This is a genomic window from Flammeovirga sp. AWQ4_249 (assembly GCF_056161045.1).
This window is the reverse complement of record NZ_JBSWYJ010000001.1, coordinates 219,147-234,359: the sequence shown is the minus strand read 5'-3', so window position 1 is coordinate 234,359 and position 15,213 is coordinate 219,147. Positions and strand designations below refer to the sequence as shown.

Here is a 15,213-nt window from a genome sequence, read left to right as displayed (position 1 = left end):
TTTTTCAGTAGATATTTTACAAAACATAATCTTCGTTTTAATAAAAATAAAATGAACAATACAAAAGTAAATTGTCTTAATTGATTAGTATGTGATAATAGTTACATAACATATGATGACATCATCATATATATTTATTTTAAAATTAACTTTAAAATAATCCAACATAAAAATAGCGAAACCCTTCTATTTGAAGAAAATTATTTAATTTGTTTAAATTCAAATCTTCAAAAAGTAATACATAAACATTATTAAATATTAATTTTAACATAAGTAATAAATATATTATAGGAATCTTATGTTTACTTCATTCCTACTTAAATGTTGATTATTCTTTATTAGACATTAAACATATTGCTTGCTGCAGAGTAAAAGATTTTGTCTTTAAATTATTCTAATGTGGATATTTATCTTTTATAACTCTATACTTAAATACCCCTTCTTTTGCTGTTGAAAAATATACAAAATACCATTATTAACAACCTTTACAGTTGAAGGTAGTTTTGAACTATCTATCTCAAATTTATTAATAGAAAAACCACAGGCATTGATTGTCACCTTATTTTGTTTAGCCATTTTCAAGTAGGGTTCCATTAATGATGTATTCTCAAGTTCTTTAATGGCCTTACCACAAATAACTACTTCAAAATTTCCAAAGTTTGCCCCATCTTCATTTGAAAGACTTTGAGCTGTCAAAATGATTGGTTTTAACTGCTGTATATTCCTCGTGAGGACGATATAATTTTTCATCTCGTTTGATTGCTTTTCTTGTGCAAAAAGAGACAAGCTACCGATCAACAATAATGTTATTGTGAAGAAGATTTTAAGTGATTTCAAAATAATAGGTGTGAGTTAAATTTGGTTGAAAATAAAATTATATTAGGATAATTATATCGTCTGGGATAATAATTATTTAAGAAGTTTATTTCTAAATTATAGAAAAGTCCTCCTTTCTATGAACTAAGTAAAGAGGACTTTCTACATCAGGAATTATATTCCAAACTCTGCTTCAAAAGCTCTTTTCAAATCTGGTTTTTGTAAGGCACCTCTCTGCATTTTCGGAGTACCTTCCATTGGTATAAATAATAAGGATGGAATACTTTTGATACTAAACATTGCCGCTAATTCTTGCTCTGCTTCTGTATCGATTTTATAAATATCTATTTTACCATCATACTCCTCTCCTAGCTCTTCTAAAATTGGAGCGATCATTTTACATGGTCCACACCAATCTGCATAAAAGTCGATAAGAGCAGGTTTATCTCCTTTAAAATTCCATTCTTCACTTGCCGTGAAATCAAAGATTTGTTCTTTGAATTGCTCTAGCGTTAAATGTTTTACTGCCATAATGTTTTTATTATTTTCTACACAAAGTAATGTATAATTTTTTGAATTCATTGTGATAAATGATACACATATTAATGAATAAGGTTCATGTCATTTAAACGTAAGTACTGTAACTAAAGTCACACAATATCAATCAAGTACAATTTATATTTGCAATAGTAATAATTATAAAAACACAAGAGATATGGATTTCAAAAAATTAGCCAAAGATGGTGCTTCATTATTAGATGTTAGAACAACAGATGAATTTTCAATGGGACATGTCGATAACTCTGTAAATATTCCACTTGATGAATTAAATAATAGAATGGAAGAGGTATTAAAATTACCAGAACCCGTTTTAGTATATTGTCAATCTGGAATGAGAGCATCTAGTGCTTTATCTTTATTGAAAAGCAATGGTGTAAAGGAAGTATATAATGCAGGCGGTTGGGCGTCTTTATTATAATATAGTTTGATAATTACATGTAGAGTAATTATAGGCTCTAAAAGATAATTGAAAAAATAAACAGCTCATAAATTTCCTTCATGAGCTGTTTTATTATATCTCTATTTCAAATGTATTTTGAAGTTGAGTAACGTTAATTGGTTTATGTAAAAAGCCATCAATACAACCGTATTCCTTAGACTTTTTTTCATCCGATGGGTTAATTGAAGTAGTTAATACAAATACTTTTTTTGACTTATGTGCATCGTCTAATTCTTTATATTTTTCAATAAATTCCCAGCCATTCATATCTGGCATATTAAGATCTAAAAGTAATAGATCTATTTTTATTAATTCATTAGATAATTTTTCTACAGCAGTTCGAGCATTGTTAATTTCAATGATATTTAATAGTTCATTCTCTTTGTGTAGTTTCTTCTTTGTTATTAAGGATGATATTAATTCATCATCAATAATCAGTATATTTTTTACTTCAGACATATGTGTAATTAATATGGTAACTCAATAAAGAATGTAGATCCCTTATTGAATTCAGATTTAACATAAATATTACCAAAATATAGTTCTACAATTTTCTTACAATGAGCTAATCCAATACCTCTACCTTTGATTTCATCGTAGTTGTGTAACCTTGTAAAGATGTTGAAAATCTTTTCTTTATTTTCATCTCTTATTCCAATTCCATTGTCTGTAAAAGAGAGTATTAATTTTTCATCTACTATTTTAAAATCAATATGAATCTTTGTTTCAAGGTGCCTCTTTCTATATTTTATTCCATTGAAAATAAGATTTTGAAAAAGAAGTCTTAATTCAATATGGCTCCCATTATAAGAGGGAATCAATTCATTATAAGTAAGTTCAACTTTTTTCTTTTTTAAGCACAAAGAATAGTCATCTACTATATCCTTAACAATTTTAATAAAAGATACTTTCTCAATTTTTCGATATAAACCTATATTTGAATATTCTAAAAGACCTTGATAAGTGAACTTGCTCTATCCACTGAACCAATTGCCAAATTCATCATAGATTGCGACTGTTCACTGAATGTATTGTCAGGATCTGTAGTAATAAATTCCAGTAAACTATGAATATTGTTTATGGGTTCTTGAAGATCATGAGAAGTAATATAAGCTAATTCTTTTAACTGCTTATTATTCCTTTTCAGAGTTTCAACATATAATGAAGTTTTATACGCTTTCTTTTGTAACGTAATATCAACATGACATCCAATCATTCTTAAAGGTTTGTCGTCTTCATCCCACTCTATTATTTTTCCCTCTACATAAAACCCATACAATACTTCCATCTTTATGAAAATACCTCACTTCACTATCAAAAGGAATCTTTCCTTTGGATTCGACATGTTTGTTGTAACAATATAATACACCTGATAAATCATCAGGATGAGCTAATTTCATCCATGCATCAGGTTTATTAGGTAATTCATGGTCTTCATAACCAAACATTTTTTTAAAAGATGGACTCATATATTCATAATCATCTTGAATATACCAATCCCAATAACCAGATAATGTACCTTCTAAAATTGAGTCAAAAAGGAATTTAGTTTCACTAAGTTGTTTATCTAGTTCTAAATACTTATTCATTTCAGGTTCCATGAATAAAATTTAGATATTTGTTTAAATAACTTAAAACCAAGCAATTACAACAGTTTCATTTTCATGAAAATATTCAATAATTACTTGGTTTAAGTAAAGATTCGCAATTAAATATTAAAAGTAAAAAAGGTATGGATCTTTCTACCTTCTAAAATTTAAAGTTCAATACCAACGATCAAAATATCGTCAGTCTGATCGTTCTTTCCTTTCCATTTATCTAGTACACCTTCCAGTACTTTGTGCTGTTTTGTCATCGGATAATTAATCGTTCGATTTAAGGCCTCAATTAAACGATTTTGCATAAACTTAGTATTATTTTGCCCTCCAAACTGATCTTGGAAACCATCTGAAGTCATATAAATTCGGTCTCCACCTTGGTAATGAATTTCTTCTAGTTCAAATGTCTTTCGTACATTCTTTACACTATAACCAATCGTTGATTTTGAGCCTTGAACCTTGGTAATTTTATTTTCTTTCCCAACGAAATAAAGAGGTCTCTTTGCTCCTGAAAACTCTATGGTTCTTTGATCTTCATTAATCACCACTAGACCTAGATCCATTCCATCATATACTTTATCTACATTTTTCAAATTCATCAAAGCATACAACTCCATATCTAGTAAATTCAATATATCATTAGGTGATTTGATTTGTTGATTTACAATAATATCATTCAATAATAAATTACCAATAATCGTCATAAATGCTGCGGATACTCCATGTCCTGTACAATCAGCAACTACCAAAAAACGTACTTCTTCATGTTGATAAAACCAGTAAAAATCACCTGAAATAATATCTTTTGGCTTATTGAGAATAAAGCCATCTTTAAAGTGATCCAACATATTTTGACGGTAACCTAAGATAGAATGTTGAAGCTTCGTGGCATAAGTTATATTGTCTTTAATTTTTTGATTAGCTGTTGTCAATAATGTGTTTTGACATTGTAGTTCATTACTTTGTTGAAGAATCTCCTCATTGGCCTCTTGAATTTCTCTCGTTCTTTCATTAATTTTTAGTTCAAGATCTTTATTAATGTTCAGTTGAAGTTGATGATTTTTTTCTAGCTGAGTGTACAACTCTTTTTCAATTAAATCTTTTTTCTCTTCCGTAACCATCAAGTGATCTTTTGCTTCTCTTAATGCTAAACCTCTATTGATTGTTTCTTTTAAATACTTATCCACAGCATTGACTGCAGGTCTAAAGATGAAAAGTGCTTCTAGAAATATTGATAATAATGTGATTCCTAAAAGGATCATTTCTATCAATTTCACTTGTTGAATTCTTGCTGTTGACTCATGATCATATTGGAAGGTTATTGTATTCATTTGTTTCAAAAATGGGCCTTCATTCGCCAAAATTTGAGATACATAATGATGAATCGTCAGTGCATCTGTTTTATCTAAAATATGTTCCGTCGCATTTTGCATTTCATCAAAATTGTGTTGAATTTCTTCAAACATCTTTTGAATAGTTGCACTGTTTTCTCCTTCCAATTGCATCGTTTCTGAACGATCTCTTAAACCAAAATGAGAAGTTGACCATAGGTTCACAATGGTCTCAAACTCTGCTTTTACTTTTTGAAATTCTGCGTCATTAGGAGTTCTTTCTAGTTGGAGTGCAAGTTTACTGATCTTTTGACTCAACATTCTTTGTCGTCCAGAAATATTGATCACTCTTGCATCTTTTTCTTGTTTGTTCAATACAGTCCTGATGACGATTTGACTTGCAATACTTAAGATCGCAATAATCGAAAGGGCAATGATATACGAATACGTAAATCTCCTTTTCGGATTTTTCAGTAGATAGTTATTCATAGTGTAATTTTGTTAGTTACTCAATTTTTAATTTTGTTCAGTAATTAATCTGCTTGAGTCGTTTGTTTGTTAGGTAAAAAATAAAGCGTGTTTTACTTCTTAGAAGATAAACACACTTTGTTTGATTAATGATTTAAAAAGTCCATAAGATAACCTCTGTAATGATAATAATCTGGATGTTCTAATATATCCACTCTATTTCTTGGTCGTTCAAATGGAATTCTCAGTTCATCTCCAATTTTAGCAAAAGGACCACTAGTCATCATGATTACTCTGTCTGCTAAGAAGATAGACTCATCAACATCATGTGTGACCATTATGGCTGTAATTTGTTCTTTTTGCCAAACTTCAAGAAGGACATCTTGTAACTCTCCTCTTGTCAATGAATCCAACATTCCGAAAGGTTCATCCAGTAATAAAACTTTTGGTTTCAATGCAAAACCACGAGCAATACCTACTCTTTGTTGCATTCCTTGAGAAAGCTCAGACGCTCTTTTATTAAAATCATTTCCAAGACCTACCTTATCCAAGTAATACTTACAGATGTCTTGTTTTTGTTTTTTTGTAGCATGAGGAAATACCTGCTTTACGCCAATCATTACATTTTGTAAAGCGGTCATCCATGGAAATAAACTTGGAGATTGGAAAACTACAGCCCTGTCTGGCCCTGCCCCTCTTACTTCATCTCCATCGACATAAACGGCACCTTTACTGATATCATTCAACCCCGCAATCATGGTCAACAAAGTGGATTTTCCACAACCTGAATGTCCAATGACTGAGATAAACTCCCCTTTTTTTACGGTTAATTGTAAATCTGAAAGTACAGTATAATCACCTTTGGGTGTAGGGTAAATTTTCGCTATATCTTTACACACCAACATATCAGGTCGGTGATCTTCTATGATTTCAGGTTTTACGATTTCTTTTGCAATAACACTCATCTTCTTAATAATTTAGATTGTACATTAATTTGAGAAGTTTGTGGTTTAGAAGTACTCCAATTTTTCTTTCTTTCTTCTGATCCCCCATTTCACACGTCCTGGCATTACTGGTTTCAAATCAGGTAATTCATAAGAAGTACTTTGTTGATTGGATCTAGATGCTCCTACTTCAATAAGGTATTCTAAGATCTCGTTTCTTAATTGTTTATAGACTTCCTCTTTATTGATTTCTGCAATCACTCTAGGTCTTGCTAATTCTACTTTGAAATTAGGTCCTAAAGTTGCTTTTGGTCCAGGATTCAATGGAATAATACGATCTGCCATAACAATTCCTTCATCAACATCATTGGTGATTAAAAGGCACGTTTTACGGTCTTCTCCCCAAATATTGACGATTTCCTCTTGCAATGTTCCTCTTGTCAAAGCATCCAAAGCACTCAAAGGTTCATCCATTAATAACATCTTTGGATTCATAGCCAATGCTCTTGCTACAGATACTCTCTGACGCATACCACCTGATAATTCTGCAGGAAGTTTGTCAATCGCATGAGATAAATGAACCATTCCTACATATTTTTCTATCATCTCCTTTTTTTCTTTTGAAGACATAGAAGGATATACTTCATCGATGGCTAATTTGATATTTTGAGCGACCGTTAACCATGGAAGTAAAGAGTAATTTTGAAAAACTACCCCCCTATCTGGACCAGGTCCTGTAATTGGTTTTCCTTGCAATAAAACCTCTCCTTCATCTGGAAATTCCAATCCATTGATAAGGTTGATCAATGTTGTTTTCCCACTTCCTGTAAACCCTACAATCGCTACAAATTCACCTTCTTCTATCGATAAATTAATATTTGAGAGTACCTCTACTTTATCTTTTCCAGTTCCGTAAGACTTACTTACATTTTTTAATTCTAAATAGGCCATACGCTGAATTATTTATTAAATGACATCATTTTTTGAACGAACATCATGATTCTATCCAAACCAAAACCAATCATACCAATGACGAACATGGCTACTATAATTTTAGCATTAGAATCATTCGCACCGTTTTGGAATTCTTCCCAAACAAATGAGCCTAATCCAGGAGATTGAGCCAACAATTCAATCGCAATCAATACCATCCATGCTACTGAAAGTGTAATTCTTAATCCAGTAAAAATCATGGGTAATGATGAAGGCAATACTACTTTGAAAATGTTTTGGCCAATGCTTAATTTTAATACTTTAGCCACATTGACAAAGTCTTTATCTACTGAGGAAACCCCCATACTTGTGTTGACTAAAGTAGCCCACATCGAACACAATCCTACACTGATAAATGAGATCATAAACGACTTATCCATGTCAGAATCAGACATTAAAGTTTTTACGATCATAAATACTAATAACAACCAAACTACTGGAGATACAGGTTTAAAAATTTGAATTAACCAGTTAAATGAAGTCCTTAAAGTTGTACTTAAACCAATCACAATACCAATTGGAATAGCGATAAATGCAGCCAATAAAAATCCAGCAAATACCGTCTTTAAACTTGTCGCAATTTGATCTACAAATGAAGGGCGCCCAGTATAAGTAATGGGTTCTTGTCCTTTAGCAATTCTTTTTTCGTTGGTTTTAGCTACCTTCAATTCAAAAGCATCTTTCTTATCTGAAATAATTTGATGATCCGCTAATAATGAAAGATAAGCTTCCCAAACTTTTGTTGGTGAAGGTAATGTATTGGGTTGACAACTAATATCTCCTGAAAAAATACAATTTTGGATTTCTAAAGCAGCTGCCTCACCTTGTTCAGTTCTTGCTTTCTCAATTCTTGCAGTAGCCTCTTTGTTGTATAAGTAGCTAGCACTCAAATGCCAGAGACCTATAAATAAGAAAATAGAGACAATCGGATAGATATATGATTTTAATAAAACTTGTGTATTTTTCTTAATTTCTTCTCCTTTAATAACACTTATCCATGGTGCTAAAAAAGCTTGTATTCCTGTTAATTGTAATATTCTCTCTTTCATGATAGTATTTTTAAGTTCCTAGAATGAATTTGTTAGTTTAGAGCAATAATATATTGATAGATAGATGAGGGTGAAGCAGCATATACTTGATAGGAATATACACTGCAACACTCCTGTACAATCTAACTTGAAGAATGATTACATTGCTTCGTCTTTATTACCTATTTGGAAACTATTGATGTAACCAATTGGGTCTTTACCATCATATAATTTTCCATCGATAAAATCTTTTGTTGGTGCTTTATACCCATCCGTTTCAGGAATATCAGCTTTCGTCAAATGTCCTTCTTCTACTAATAGATTCGCTGCTTTTAACCAGATATCAGGTCTATAGATATCTTTGATAGTTTCGTCGTACCATCCTTGTGCTTTTGCAGTTGGAATCTGTCCCCATCTTCTCATTTGCGTTAAGAACCACACACCATCTGAGTAAAAAGGATATGTTGCATTATGACGGAAGAACACATTGAAATCAGGCATCGAACGCTTGTCTCCTTTTTCAAATTCGAAAGTACCTGTCATTGAATTGGCAATTACTACTGAATCAGCTCCTACATACTCAGGCATAGAAAGAATACCTACAGCTTTAGCTCTGTTTCCTGGCTCATCCAACCACTTACCAGCTCTGATTAATGCTTTTGTAACAGCTACTGAAGTATTAGGGTATTTCTGAGTAAACTCTTTTGTCATTACAAATACTTTCTCAGGATTGTTTTTCCAGATATCATAGTTTGTAGTCACTGGAACACCAATTCCTTTGAATACTGCTTGCTGATTCCATGGTTCACCTACACAGTAACCGTAAATCGTACCCGCTTCAAGAGTAGCTGGCATCTGTGGTGGTGGTGTAACAGATAATAAAACATCTGCATCCACTTGACCTTGAATATTCTCTTTTGTGTACATTCCTGGATTCACACCAGCTGCAGCTAACCAATAACGAATCTCATAGTTATGCGTTGAAACTGGGAATACCATACCCATTTTAAATGCTTTACCATCATTTTTGTACTCATTAATGACTGGTACCAAAGCATCAGCTTTAATTGGATGAACTGGCTTACCATCTTCTCCTACAGGAACATTTGGTTTCATTTTAGACCACACATCATTAGAAACTGTGATACCATTACCATTTAAGTCCATAGAAAAAGAAGTAACAAGATCAGCTTGACGACCAAAACCTGCACCAGCAGCAATTGGTTGTCCTGCTAACATATGAGAACCATCTAATTCTCCATCAATTACTCTATCCAATACGTTTTTCCAGTTGGATTGAGCTTCAATAGTTACGAATAACCCTTCATCTTCAAAGTAACCTAATTCTTTAGCGATTGCTAACGGAGCCATATCTGTTAATTTGATAAAACCGAAAGTCAATTGAGGCTTTTCTATTTCTAACTGATTTGTTGATGATTCAGCCTCTACAGTGACTGTACTTTGTGTTTCAGAAGAAGTCTTTGAACCACTACAATTGAATAATAAGCTTGAGAAAGATATTGCTACTAAAGCTTTACTTACTACTTTTAATGTTTTCATAATTCTTATATTAAAATAGATTATTTAGAAGATTTTGCTGTGAATAGTGTAGGCTTGATTGTTAGCATTACAAATGCCCAATTGTTAATTAAATCAGCATTTCCACCTTTTATAACTTCCATAGATTCTGTCGCAAACATTTGAGAGTATCCTACGACTAATGATGCCTCTTTTCCTAAAGGTCTTGCATAGATCAAATCGATTTCTGTACCTAAGTTTCCTGATTCTTTTTCAAAACCAGTCTCAGCTGAACCGCTATAAATATCTACTGCAGACATGAATTGGTGTAATTGTGTTTTGAAAGTACCTTTTCCTAATTTGAAAGCAGTGTTAATGTAGATATCTTGTAAGCCAACATTATTACCCATTTTATCGTTATGAGGATTACCTACGTAGAAGTAGTCCATAAAACCGTTGAATTTGTGGTTAGTACCATATGCAGGAGTAAAGTTTTGCATTTCTCCAGACTCAGGATCTCCACCAGAAAGTACTTGATAACCGATAGTGATTGGTGTCACTTTAGTTTTTAAAGTTAAATTCAAGTCTAACATATATGCGTTAACATCAGCCATTCCAAAAGTACCTGTTTGGTAATACCCTTCACCTGCAACTGTTAATGCTCCAAATGATTTACTACCTACTAAACCAATTGTTTGTCTTTGTGATACACTATCTGAAGTTGCACCATATTGGTAACCATCATTAAAGATCAATGCTGACATTTTACCCGTTTCCCATGTTTTATTAGCCCATAAATATTGGAATGATTTATAGCTATTTACTCCTGTATAATCGTTTCCAACTAACATACCTGGCTCAAAACCGGCTTGATTAAAGGCAAAACCTGCATGTAACTTTAATTTACTTTCCTTATCATCATAGATAAATAAAGCAGCATCATGTCTTCTACCTTGTTGTGCCCATTCAAGACCACCTAAGAATCTTTGGTTGTCATATGAAATGATTTGACGACCCACTTTCAAACCAATCTTATCAGTAAAATTATACTGTGCCCATGCCTCTGAAATATTTGTTAGAGCATTGGGATCCGTTTTATAAATTTGGTTTGTTGAACCCCATACACGAACATCTTGTAATGACAACCTCATGATGATTTTATCTGATTTATAATCAAAATTTAATCGAGATCTTTGCTCTGTGAAAAATGCTGGTTCTTGTGAATCTGTTCTTAACTTCTTGAATCCATTTCTAAGTTCAGAACGAGGTCTAATCTCAGCGGAAACTTTAAAATCTTGTGCCGTTGCTTGAAGTCCTACACATAATAGTAATGCAATGATGTAAATTAACTTTTTCATTAGCTTTTAGTTTGATGAAATGATTGAAGCAATTAAATAAATAAGTAATTATACTTATTTTTAATGCAAACATAGAGCTGTTCGAAAAAATTATAAAGGGTATTTTTCAGTTTAAAAAATGTTTTTTAATCATACTAAAAACTGCAATTTAACAGATTAATCAATTACAAGTACTGATTATCAACACTTTACACCAATAAGTATTTATACTTATTAAAAAATTAAATTTACGTAGTTTTTAAATTATTGAGAAAGAAAATACGTAGAAACAAAAAAAAACTGCTCCAATATTGGAACAGTTTTAAATACTTAATCTATAATTTTCTATAACGTTGGTCGAAATTTTTCCATGGATAAACGAGCATCTTTCTGTGCTTGTAATACCCATCTTTTGAATAGTTCCATTTTTCTATTCAAATCTTCTGGCCTATCGCCTACTTTAGCTCTATAAACCACTAATTCATTATAGTTTACATCCTCTATTTGAAAATCTTCTCGAAAACGATAATTACTTAATAGTTCTCTGATGATTTTCCCTGTTCTCTCTCTACTTTCATTCGCATCATCGCTTAATACTTTAAATGCAAATGTAGCGGCATGGGCAAGACCTTCTTTAACCTTTAAACTCCACTTAAAGTCAAGTTCAAAAGGTATTGTATCCAATAACCTTGTATTGAATTGATTCATTATATGGTTGTTTTGTATGTGTCTGTGATATAGTAATGTAAAAATATATCATCCAAAATTATATCCCTAATTTTTTACACGTATTTTTTACACTTTTGGTTATTTTTTTTGAAAATAAAACATTTTAGTACCATAAAATCCTTTTTGAGTTCAATTTTTAATAAAACATATGATAGAGCTTAGTAGTTATCTTCCCTTTTATATTAGCAGTTCAATAAATCTGAATTTTCAATGTAAACGTTGTTCTTATCCTTATTTAAAGCCTATTTCATTGGTGATTCTAATCAAGTTTTGGACTATTTAACGATAATTTTTAAAAGCATTCGAAATGTATTAACTTCAATTGCAGAAAACGTTACATTTTGATACGGTTGATTTTCCTCCCCGGAAAAATGACTTTGGTTTTTGTAGTAGATATCTACTATGGTTCTCCTAAAAGCTTAACCTTATATATCTAATTCTGTTTAGTGAGTGGTATCAAAATTTGAGAGGCTTATTTTATGAATTAATGCCTCTTAGCATTAAAAAATTATTGACCTTTTATGAGTCGCGAAAGAAGTGATCAAAAAACCTTCCTAGGCATTCAAGCGAATGCTACTGTATCTCTTGTGTCCATTTTTGTCATTGCTACTCTAGTTATAAGTACTTTAGTAGTTGGAAAACCGATGGAGGAATGGTTTAAAAACACTCAAACTACAATTGCCAACAATGTCGGTTGGTTATTTATCCTATTAGTCAATTGTCTATTGTTCTTTGCTATATTTTTAGGGTTTAGTAAATATGGAAAAATTCGAATTGGTGGTAAAAAAGCTGAACCTGAATTTTCTCAAGCTGCTTGGTTCTCCATGTTATTTAGTGCAGGGATGGGAATCGGCCTTTTGTTTTGGTCTGTAGCAGAACCTGTTTTTCATTTTAATAATAACCCTTTCCTAGAAATCAATAAAGACCCTGCTCAAGCTGCAGAGTCTGCGATGGGCATTACTTTCCTACATTGGGGTGTACATGCTTGGGCATTGTATGCTGTTGTTGGGTTAGCCTTAGCATTTTTTACTTTTAATTTAGGATTACCTTTAACCATACGTTCCATTTTCCATCCATTATTTGGGGATAAAATTTATGGTTTATTAGGTGATATTATTGATATCATCGCTGTTATTGCCACATTATTTGGATTGGCTACCTCATTAGGTTTTGGAGTACAACAAGTCAATGCAGGGTTGACGTATTTATTTGATATACCTACTAATGTCACAACAGAATTAATATTAATAGCCATCATAACGGGTTTTGCCACCTTATCATTAGTATTGGGATTGGACAAAGGTATCCGAATGTTGAGTGAATGGAATATGCGATTAGCAGTTAGTTTAATGCTATTGGTATTACTCATAGGACCTACTATTTTCTTATTAAAGTCATTTGTTCAAAATTTAGGATATTACTTTTATGAATTCTTTGAATTAAGTTATTGGACCAATACCTACAAAGGCGTTGGAGAAGCGAATAATTGGCAAAATTCATGGACAGTATTCTATTGGGCATGGTGGATTTCATGGTCTCCATTTGTAGGTATCTTTATTGCAAGAATTTCTAAAGGAAGAACGATTAAAGAATTTATTTTAGGCGTATTAATTGTTCCTTCATTATTGACATTCTTATGGTTATCCATTTTCGGAGGAAGTGCCCTATACCAAGAGTTAACGGGAAATCATGCAATTACAAATGCAGTAAATAAAAATGTAGCCACAGCGATTTATTATTTATTAGAGCAATTCCCTTTTACCACATTCTCTTCTATTTTAACAATCCTATTGGTCACTAGTTTCTTTGTGACTTCATCTGATTCAGGATCGTTTGTAGTAGATACCTTGACTTCAGGAGGAAGACATGATGCGCCTACTTTCCAAAAGATTTTCTGGGCGACTATGGAAGGATTGATTGCAGGTGTTTTACTTTTAGGTGGGGGTCTTACTGCTTTACAAACCGCATCAATTCTCACGGGTTTACCATTTGCTATATTAATAATAGTCATGTGCTTTAGTTTTTATAAAGCACTTCGGGATTATCATCAACTCAATTACCCGAAAAGAAGTAGGATGAAATCTAGAACACAACCTCACGACGATTCAAAGGAATAATAAAATATTATGACCCATTATAAAAACTATCTATTACTCATTACTATCCTATTATCACCATTATTTATCTATGCACAGGAAGGTGAAGAAGACGCTCCTGAAGTAGAAAAACCCGAACTCCACTTTGGTGGTGCCTTACGATTTAATTACAATTATTCTAATTGGAAAGAAGGACACAAAAAAAGAGGTGGTGATTTTGGCTATGATATGTTCTCATTAAGACCTACAGCATCTTATAAAGGTGTAGGTCTTAATGTTGACTTGAGAATGTATTCTGATGCTTTTGGTGGAATAATGCTTAAACAAGGTTGGTTTGAATACAATTTTTCTGATAAGAATCAGCTACAACTAGGGCTTACACAATTACCTTTTGGTATTACTCCCTATAACTCACACAACTGGTTCTTTAGTATTAATTTTTATGTAGGGCTAGAAGATGATCATGACATGGGTATTAAATATATTCATGATGATGACAAATGGTATTATAGTGTAGCTTTTTTTAAAAATGCTGAAGAGTTAAGTTTCGGAAGTAATAGTGATGCTTCCAATAGTCGTTATGCTTATGATGTAGCTTCAATGGATATCGATGGAGATGGAGGTCTTGACGTTAGAAATAAGGAAGTCAACCAATTGAATGGTCAAGTTATTCGAAAATTAGGTAGTGATAATTCAATACATGAAATAGGTGTTTCGGGTATGTTTGGTGGCCTCTACAACTTAGATACAGAGAGTACAGGAAGCCATTATGCTGTAGCAGCACATTATCAATGGACTTATAATAAATGGAATCTAAAAGCTCAATTTTCTCATTACAAATATGATCCTAAAGCACCGGAAGGAGAAACAACTGATGTTGTAGCAATGACTGCTTTTGGAGCACCTTACCTAGTGGCTGCTCAAGCCAGTACGTATACATTAGGATTAAGTTATACTGAAAATGTAGAATGGGGACCGGTTTCTTCTCTTCAATTTTATAATGACTTTGGATTTATGGATAAAACAAAAGAAAGTTTTGAAGATTCATATCAAAATGTCACAGGATGTTTAGTAACTGCAGGTCTTCTGTATACATACTTTGATGTCGCTTTAGGAAAAGATCAACCTTGGCTTGGTCCTAATTACAATACCGCTTTAGCTGAAGGAACAATTGATGCTGATTGGCATATGCGTTTCAATATTAACTTCGGATTTTATTTTTAAATACACCTAATAAATATATAATAAGCCATGTTAGACATAAAAGTCATAGCATGGCTTTTTTAACGGTTTTTTCAAACTAAATATCCAATTTGAAACAGCCTGAAAATATTCTTAAATACTCTTAAAAAATG

The 15,213-nt window shown here is 32.2% G+C and carries 16 protein-coding genes; 3 read left to right on the top strand and 13 right to left on the bottom strand.

Annotation, left to right across the window (positions count from 1 at the left end; genetic code table 11):
* Nucleotides 1–414 precede the first annotated feature (414 nt).
* Both ACXAHM_RS00925 and trxA read right to left on the bottom strand, forming a co-directional pair.
* Nucleotides 415–837 (bottom strand): DsrE family protein, encoded by a 423-nt coding sequence (locus ACXAHM_RS00925; protein ID WP_474958507.1) that lies wholly within the window; start codon nt 835–837, stop codon nt 415–417.
* 153 nt (nt 838–990) lie between these two features.
* The gene (gene trxA / locus ACXAHM_RS00920; protein WP_474958506.1) at nt 991–1,398 is read right to left on the bottom strand and encodes a thioredoxin; all 408 of its coding nucleotides are present in this window, start codon (nt 1,396–1,398) and stop codon (nt 991–993) included.
* Nucleotides 1,399–1,531: 133 nt separating this feature from the next.
* On the opposite strand from trxA, the gene ACXAHM_RS00915 reads away from it, so the two are divergent.
* Nucleotides 1,532–1,795 (top strand): rhodanese-like domain-containing protein, encoded by a 264-nt coding sequence (locus ACXAHM_RS00915; RefSeq protein ID WP_474958505.1) that lies wholly within the window; start codon nt 1,532–1,534, stop codon nt 1,793–1,795.
* A 93-nt stretch (nt 1,796–1,888) separates the two neighbouring features.
* On the opposite strand, the gene ACXAHM_RS00910 is transcribed toward ACXAHM_RS00915, so the two are convergent.
* The 11 genes from ACXAHM_RS00910 to ACXAHM_RS00860 form a co-directional block, all read right to left on the bottom strand.
* Nucleotides 1,889–2,275, bottom strand: a complete 387-nt coding sequence (locus ACXAHM_RS00910) for a response regulator (protein ID WP_474958504.1) — start codon at nt 2,273–2,275, stop codon at nt 1,889–1,891.
* 8 nt (nt 2,276–2,283) lie between these two features.
* Nucleotides 2,284–2,637 carry a sensor histidine kinase gene (locus tag ACXAHM_RS00905; RefSeq protein WP_474958503.1) on the bottom strand — a complete coding sequence of 118 codons (354 nt, stop codon included), beginning with the start codon at nt 2,635–2,637 and terminating at the stop codon, nt 2,284–2,286.
* A 125-nt stretch (nt 2,638–2,762) separates the two neighbouring features.
* Nucleotides 2,763–3,032 carry a hypothetical protein gene (locus tag ACXAHM_RS00900; protein WP_474958502.1) on the bottom strand — a complete coding sequence of 90 codons (270 nt, stop codon included), beginning with the start codon at nt 3,030–3,032 and terminating at the stop codon, nt 2,763–2,765.
* Between the two features lie 19 nt (nt 3,033–3,051).
* Entirely contained in the window at nt 3,052–3,405 is a 354-nt protein-coding gene (locus ACXAHM_RS00895; RefSeq protein ID WP_474958501.1) for a PAS domain-containing protein, read from the bottom strand.
* Nucleotides 3,406–3,572: 167 nt separating this feature from the next.
* Complete coding sequence (locus ACXAHM_RS00890; protein ID WP_474958500.1) at nt 3,573–5,234, bottom strand: type IV pili methyl-accepting chemotaxis transducer N-terminal domain-containing protein; 1,662 nt, start codon at nt 5,232–5,234, stop codon at nt 3,573–3,575.
* Between the two features lie 125 nt (nt 5,235–5,359).
* Nucleotides 5,360–6,178 (bottom strand): ABC transporter ATP-binding protein, encoded by an 819-nt coding sequence (locus tag ACXAHM_RS00885; protein ID WP_474958499.1) that lies wholly within the window; start codon nt 6,176–6,178, stop codon nt 5,360–5,362.
* A gap of 45 nt (nt 6,179–6,223) precedes the next feature.
* The gene (locus ACXAHM_RS00880) at nt 6,224–7,108 is read right to left on the bottom strand and encodes an ABC transporter ATP-binding protein (RefSeq protein ID WP_474958498.1); all 885 of its coding nucleotides are present in this window, start codon (nt 7,106–7,108) and stop codon (nt 6,224–6,226) included.
* An 8-nt stretch (nt 7,109–7,116) separates the two neighbouring features.
* Nucleotides 7,117–8,199 (bottom strand): ABC transporter permease, encoded by a 1,083-nt coding sequence (locus tag ACXAHM_RS00875; RefSeq protein WP_474958497.1) that lies wholly within the window; start codon nt 8,197–8,199, stop codon nt 7,117–7,119.
* A 138-nt stretch (nt 8,200–8,337) separates the two neighbouring features.
* Nucleotides 8,338–9,738 (bottom strand): CmpA/NrtA family ABC transporter substrate-binding protein, encoded by a 1,401-nt coding sequence (locus ACXAHM_RS00870; protein ID WP_474958496.1) that lies wholly within the window; start codon nt 9,736–9,738, stop codon nt 8,338–8,340.
* Nucleotides 9,739–9,758: 20 nt separating this feature from the next.
* Nucleotides 9,759–11,054, bottom strand: a complete 1,296-nt coding sequence (locus tag ACXAHM_RS00865) for an alginate export family protein (RefSeq protein WP_474958495.1) — start codon at nt 11,052–11,054, stop codon at nt 9,759–9,761.
* A 324-nt stretch (nt 11,055–11,378) separates the two neighbouring features.
* The gene (locus ACXAHM_RS00860; protein ID WP_474958494.1) at nt 11,379–11,741 is read right to left on the bottom strand and encodes a hypothetical protein; all 363 of its coding nucleotides are present in this window, start codon (nt 11,739–11,741) and stop codon (nt 11,379–11,381) included.
* Nucleotides 11,742–12,283: 542 nt separating this feature from the next.
* Between ACXAHM_RS00860 and ACXAHM_RS00855 the strand changes: the two genes are divergently transcribed.
* On the top strand, nt 12,284–13,879 hold the full coding sequence (locus tag ACXAHM_RS00855) for a BCCT family transporter (RefSeq protein ID WP_474958493.1): 1,596 nt from the start codon (nt 12,284–12,286) through the stop codon (nt 13,877–13,879).
* A 9-nt stretch (nt 13,880–13,888) separates the two neighbouring features.
* Nucleotides 13,889–15,082, top strand: a complete 1,194-nt coding sequence (locus ACXAHM_RS00850) for a hypothetical protein (protein WP_474958492.1) — start codon at nt 13,889–13,891, stop codon at nt 15,080–15,082.
* Nucleotides 15,083–15,213 lie beyond the last annotated feature (131 nt).

What these genes read in the sequence shown, in the direction of transcription:
- ACXAHM_RS00885 (WP_474958499.1), bottom strand. Translation starts at nt 6,178, where the DNA reads ATGAGTGTTATTGCAAAAGAAATCGTAAAACCTGAAATCATAGAAGAT.
- ACXAHM_RS00875 (WP_474958497.1), bottom strand. Translation starts at nt 8,199, where the DNA reads ATGAAAGAGAGAATATTACAATTAACAGGAATACAAGCTTTTTTAGCA.
- ACXAHM_RS00860 (WP_474958494.1), bottom strand. Translation starts at nt 11,741, where the DNA reads ATGAATCAATTCAATACAAGGTTATTGGATACAATACCTTTTGAACTT.
- ACXAHM_RS00900 (WP_474958502.1), bottom strand. Translation starts at nt 3,032, where the DNA reads ATGATTGGATGTCATGTTGATATTACGTTACAAAAGAAAGCGTATAAA.
- trxA (WP_474958506.1), bottom strand. Translation starts at nt 1,398, where the DNA reads ATGAATTCAAAAAATTATACATTACTTTGTGTAGAAAATAATAAAAAC.
- ACXAHM_RS00915 (WP_474958505.1), top strand. Translation starts at nt 1,532, where the DNA reads ATGGATTTCAAAAAATTAGCCAAAGATGGTGCTTCATTATTAGATGTT.
- ACXAHM_RS00870 (WP_474958496.1), bottom strand. Translation starts at nt 9,738, where the DNA reads ATGAAAACATTAAAAGTAGTAAGTAAAGCTTTAGTAGCAATATCTTTC.
- ACXAHM_RS00865 (WP_474958495.1), bottom strand. Translation starts at nt 11,054, where the DNA reads ATGAAAAAGTTAATTTACATCATTGCATTACTATTATGTGTAGGACTT.
- ACXAHM_RS00855 (WP_474958493.1), top strand. Translation starts at nt 12,284, where the DNA reads ATGAGTCGCGAAAGAAGTGATCAAAAAACCTTCCTAGGCATTCAAGCG.
- ACXAHM_RS00890 (WP_474958500.1), bottom strand. Translation starts at nt 5,234, where the DNA reads ATGAATAACTATCTACTGAAAAATCCGAAAAGGAGATTTACGTATTCG.
- ACXAHM_RS00910 (WP_474958504.1), bottom strand. Translation starts at nt 2,275, where the DNA reads ATGTCTGAAGTAAAAAATATACTGATTATTGATGATGAATTAATATCA.
- ACXAHM_RS00880 (WP_474958498.1), bottom strand. Translation starts at nt 7,108, where the DNA reads ATGGCCTATTTAGAATTAAAAAATGTAAGTAAGTCTTACGGAACTGGA.
- ACXAHM_RS00895 (WP_474958501.1), bottom strand. Translation starts at nt 3,405, where the DNA reads ATGAATAAGTATTTAGAACTAGATAAACAACTTAGTGAAACTAAATTC.
- ACXAHM_RS00850 (WP_474958492.1), top strand. Translation starts at nt 13,889, where the DNA reads ATGACCCATTATAAAAACTATCTATTACTCATTACTATCCTATTATCA.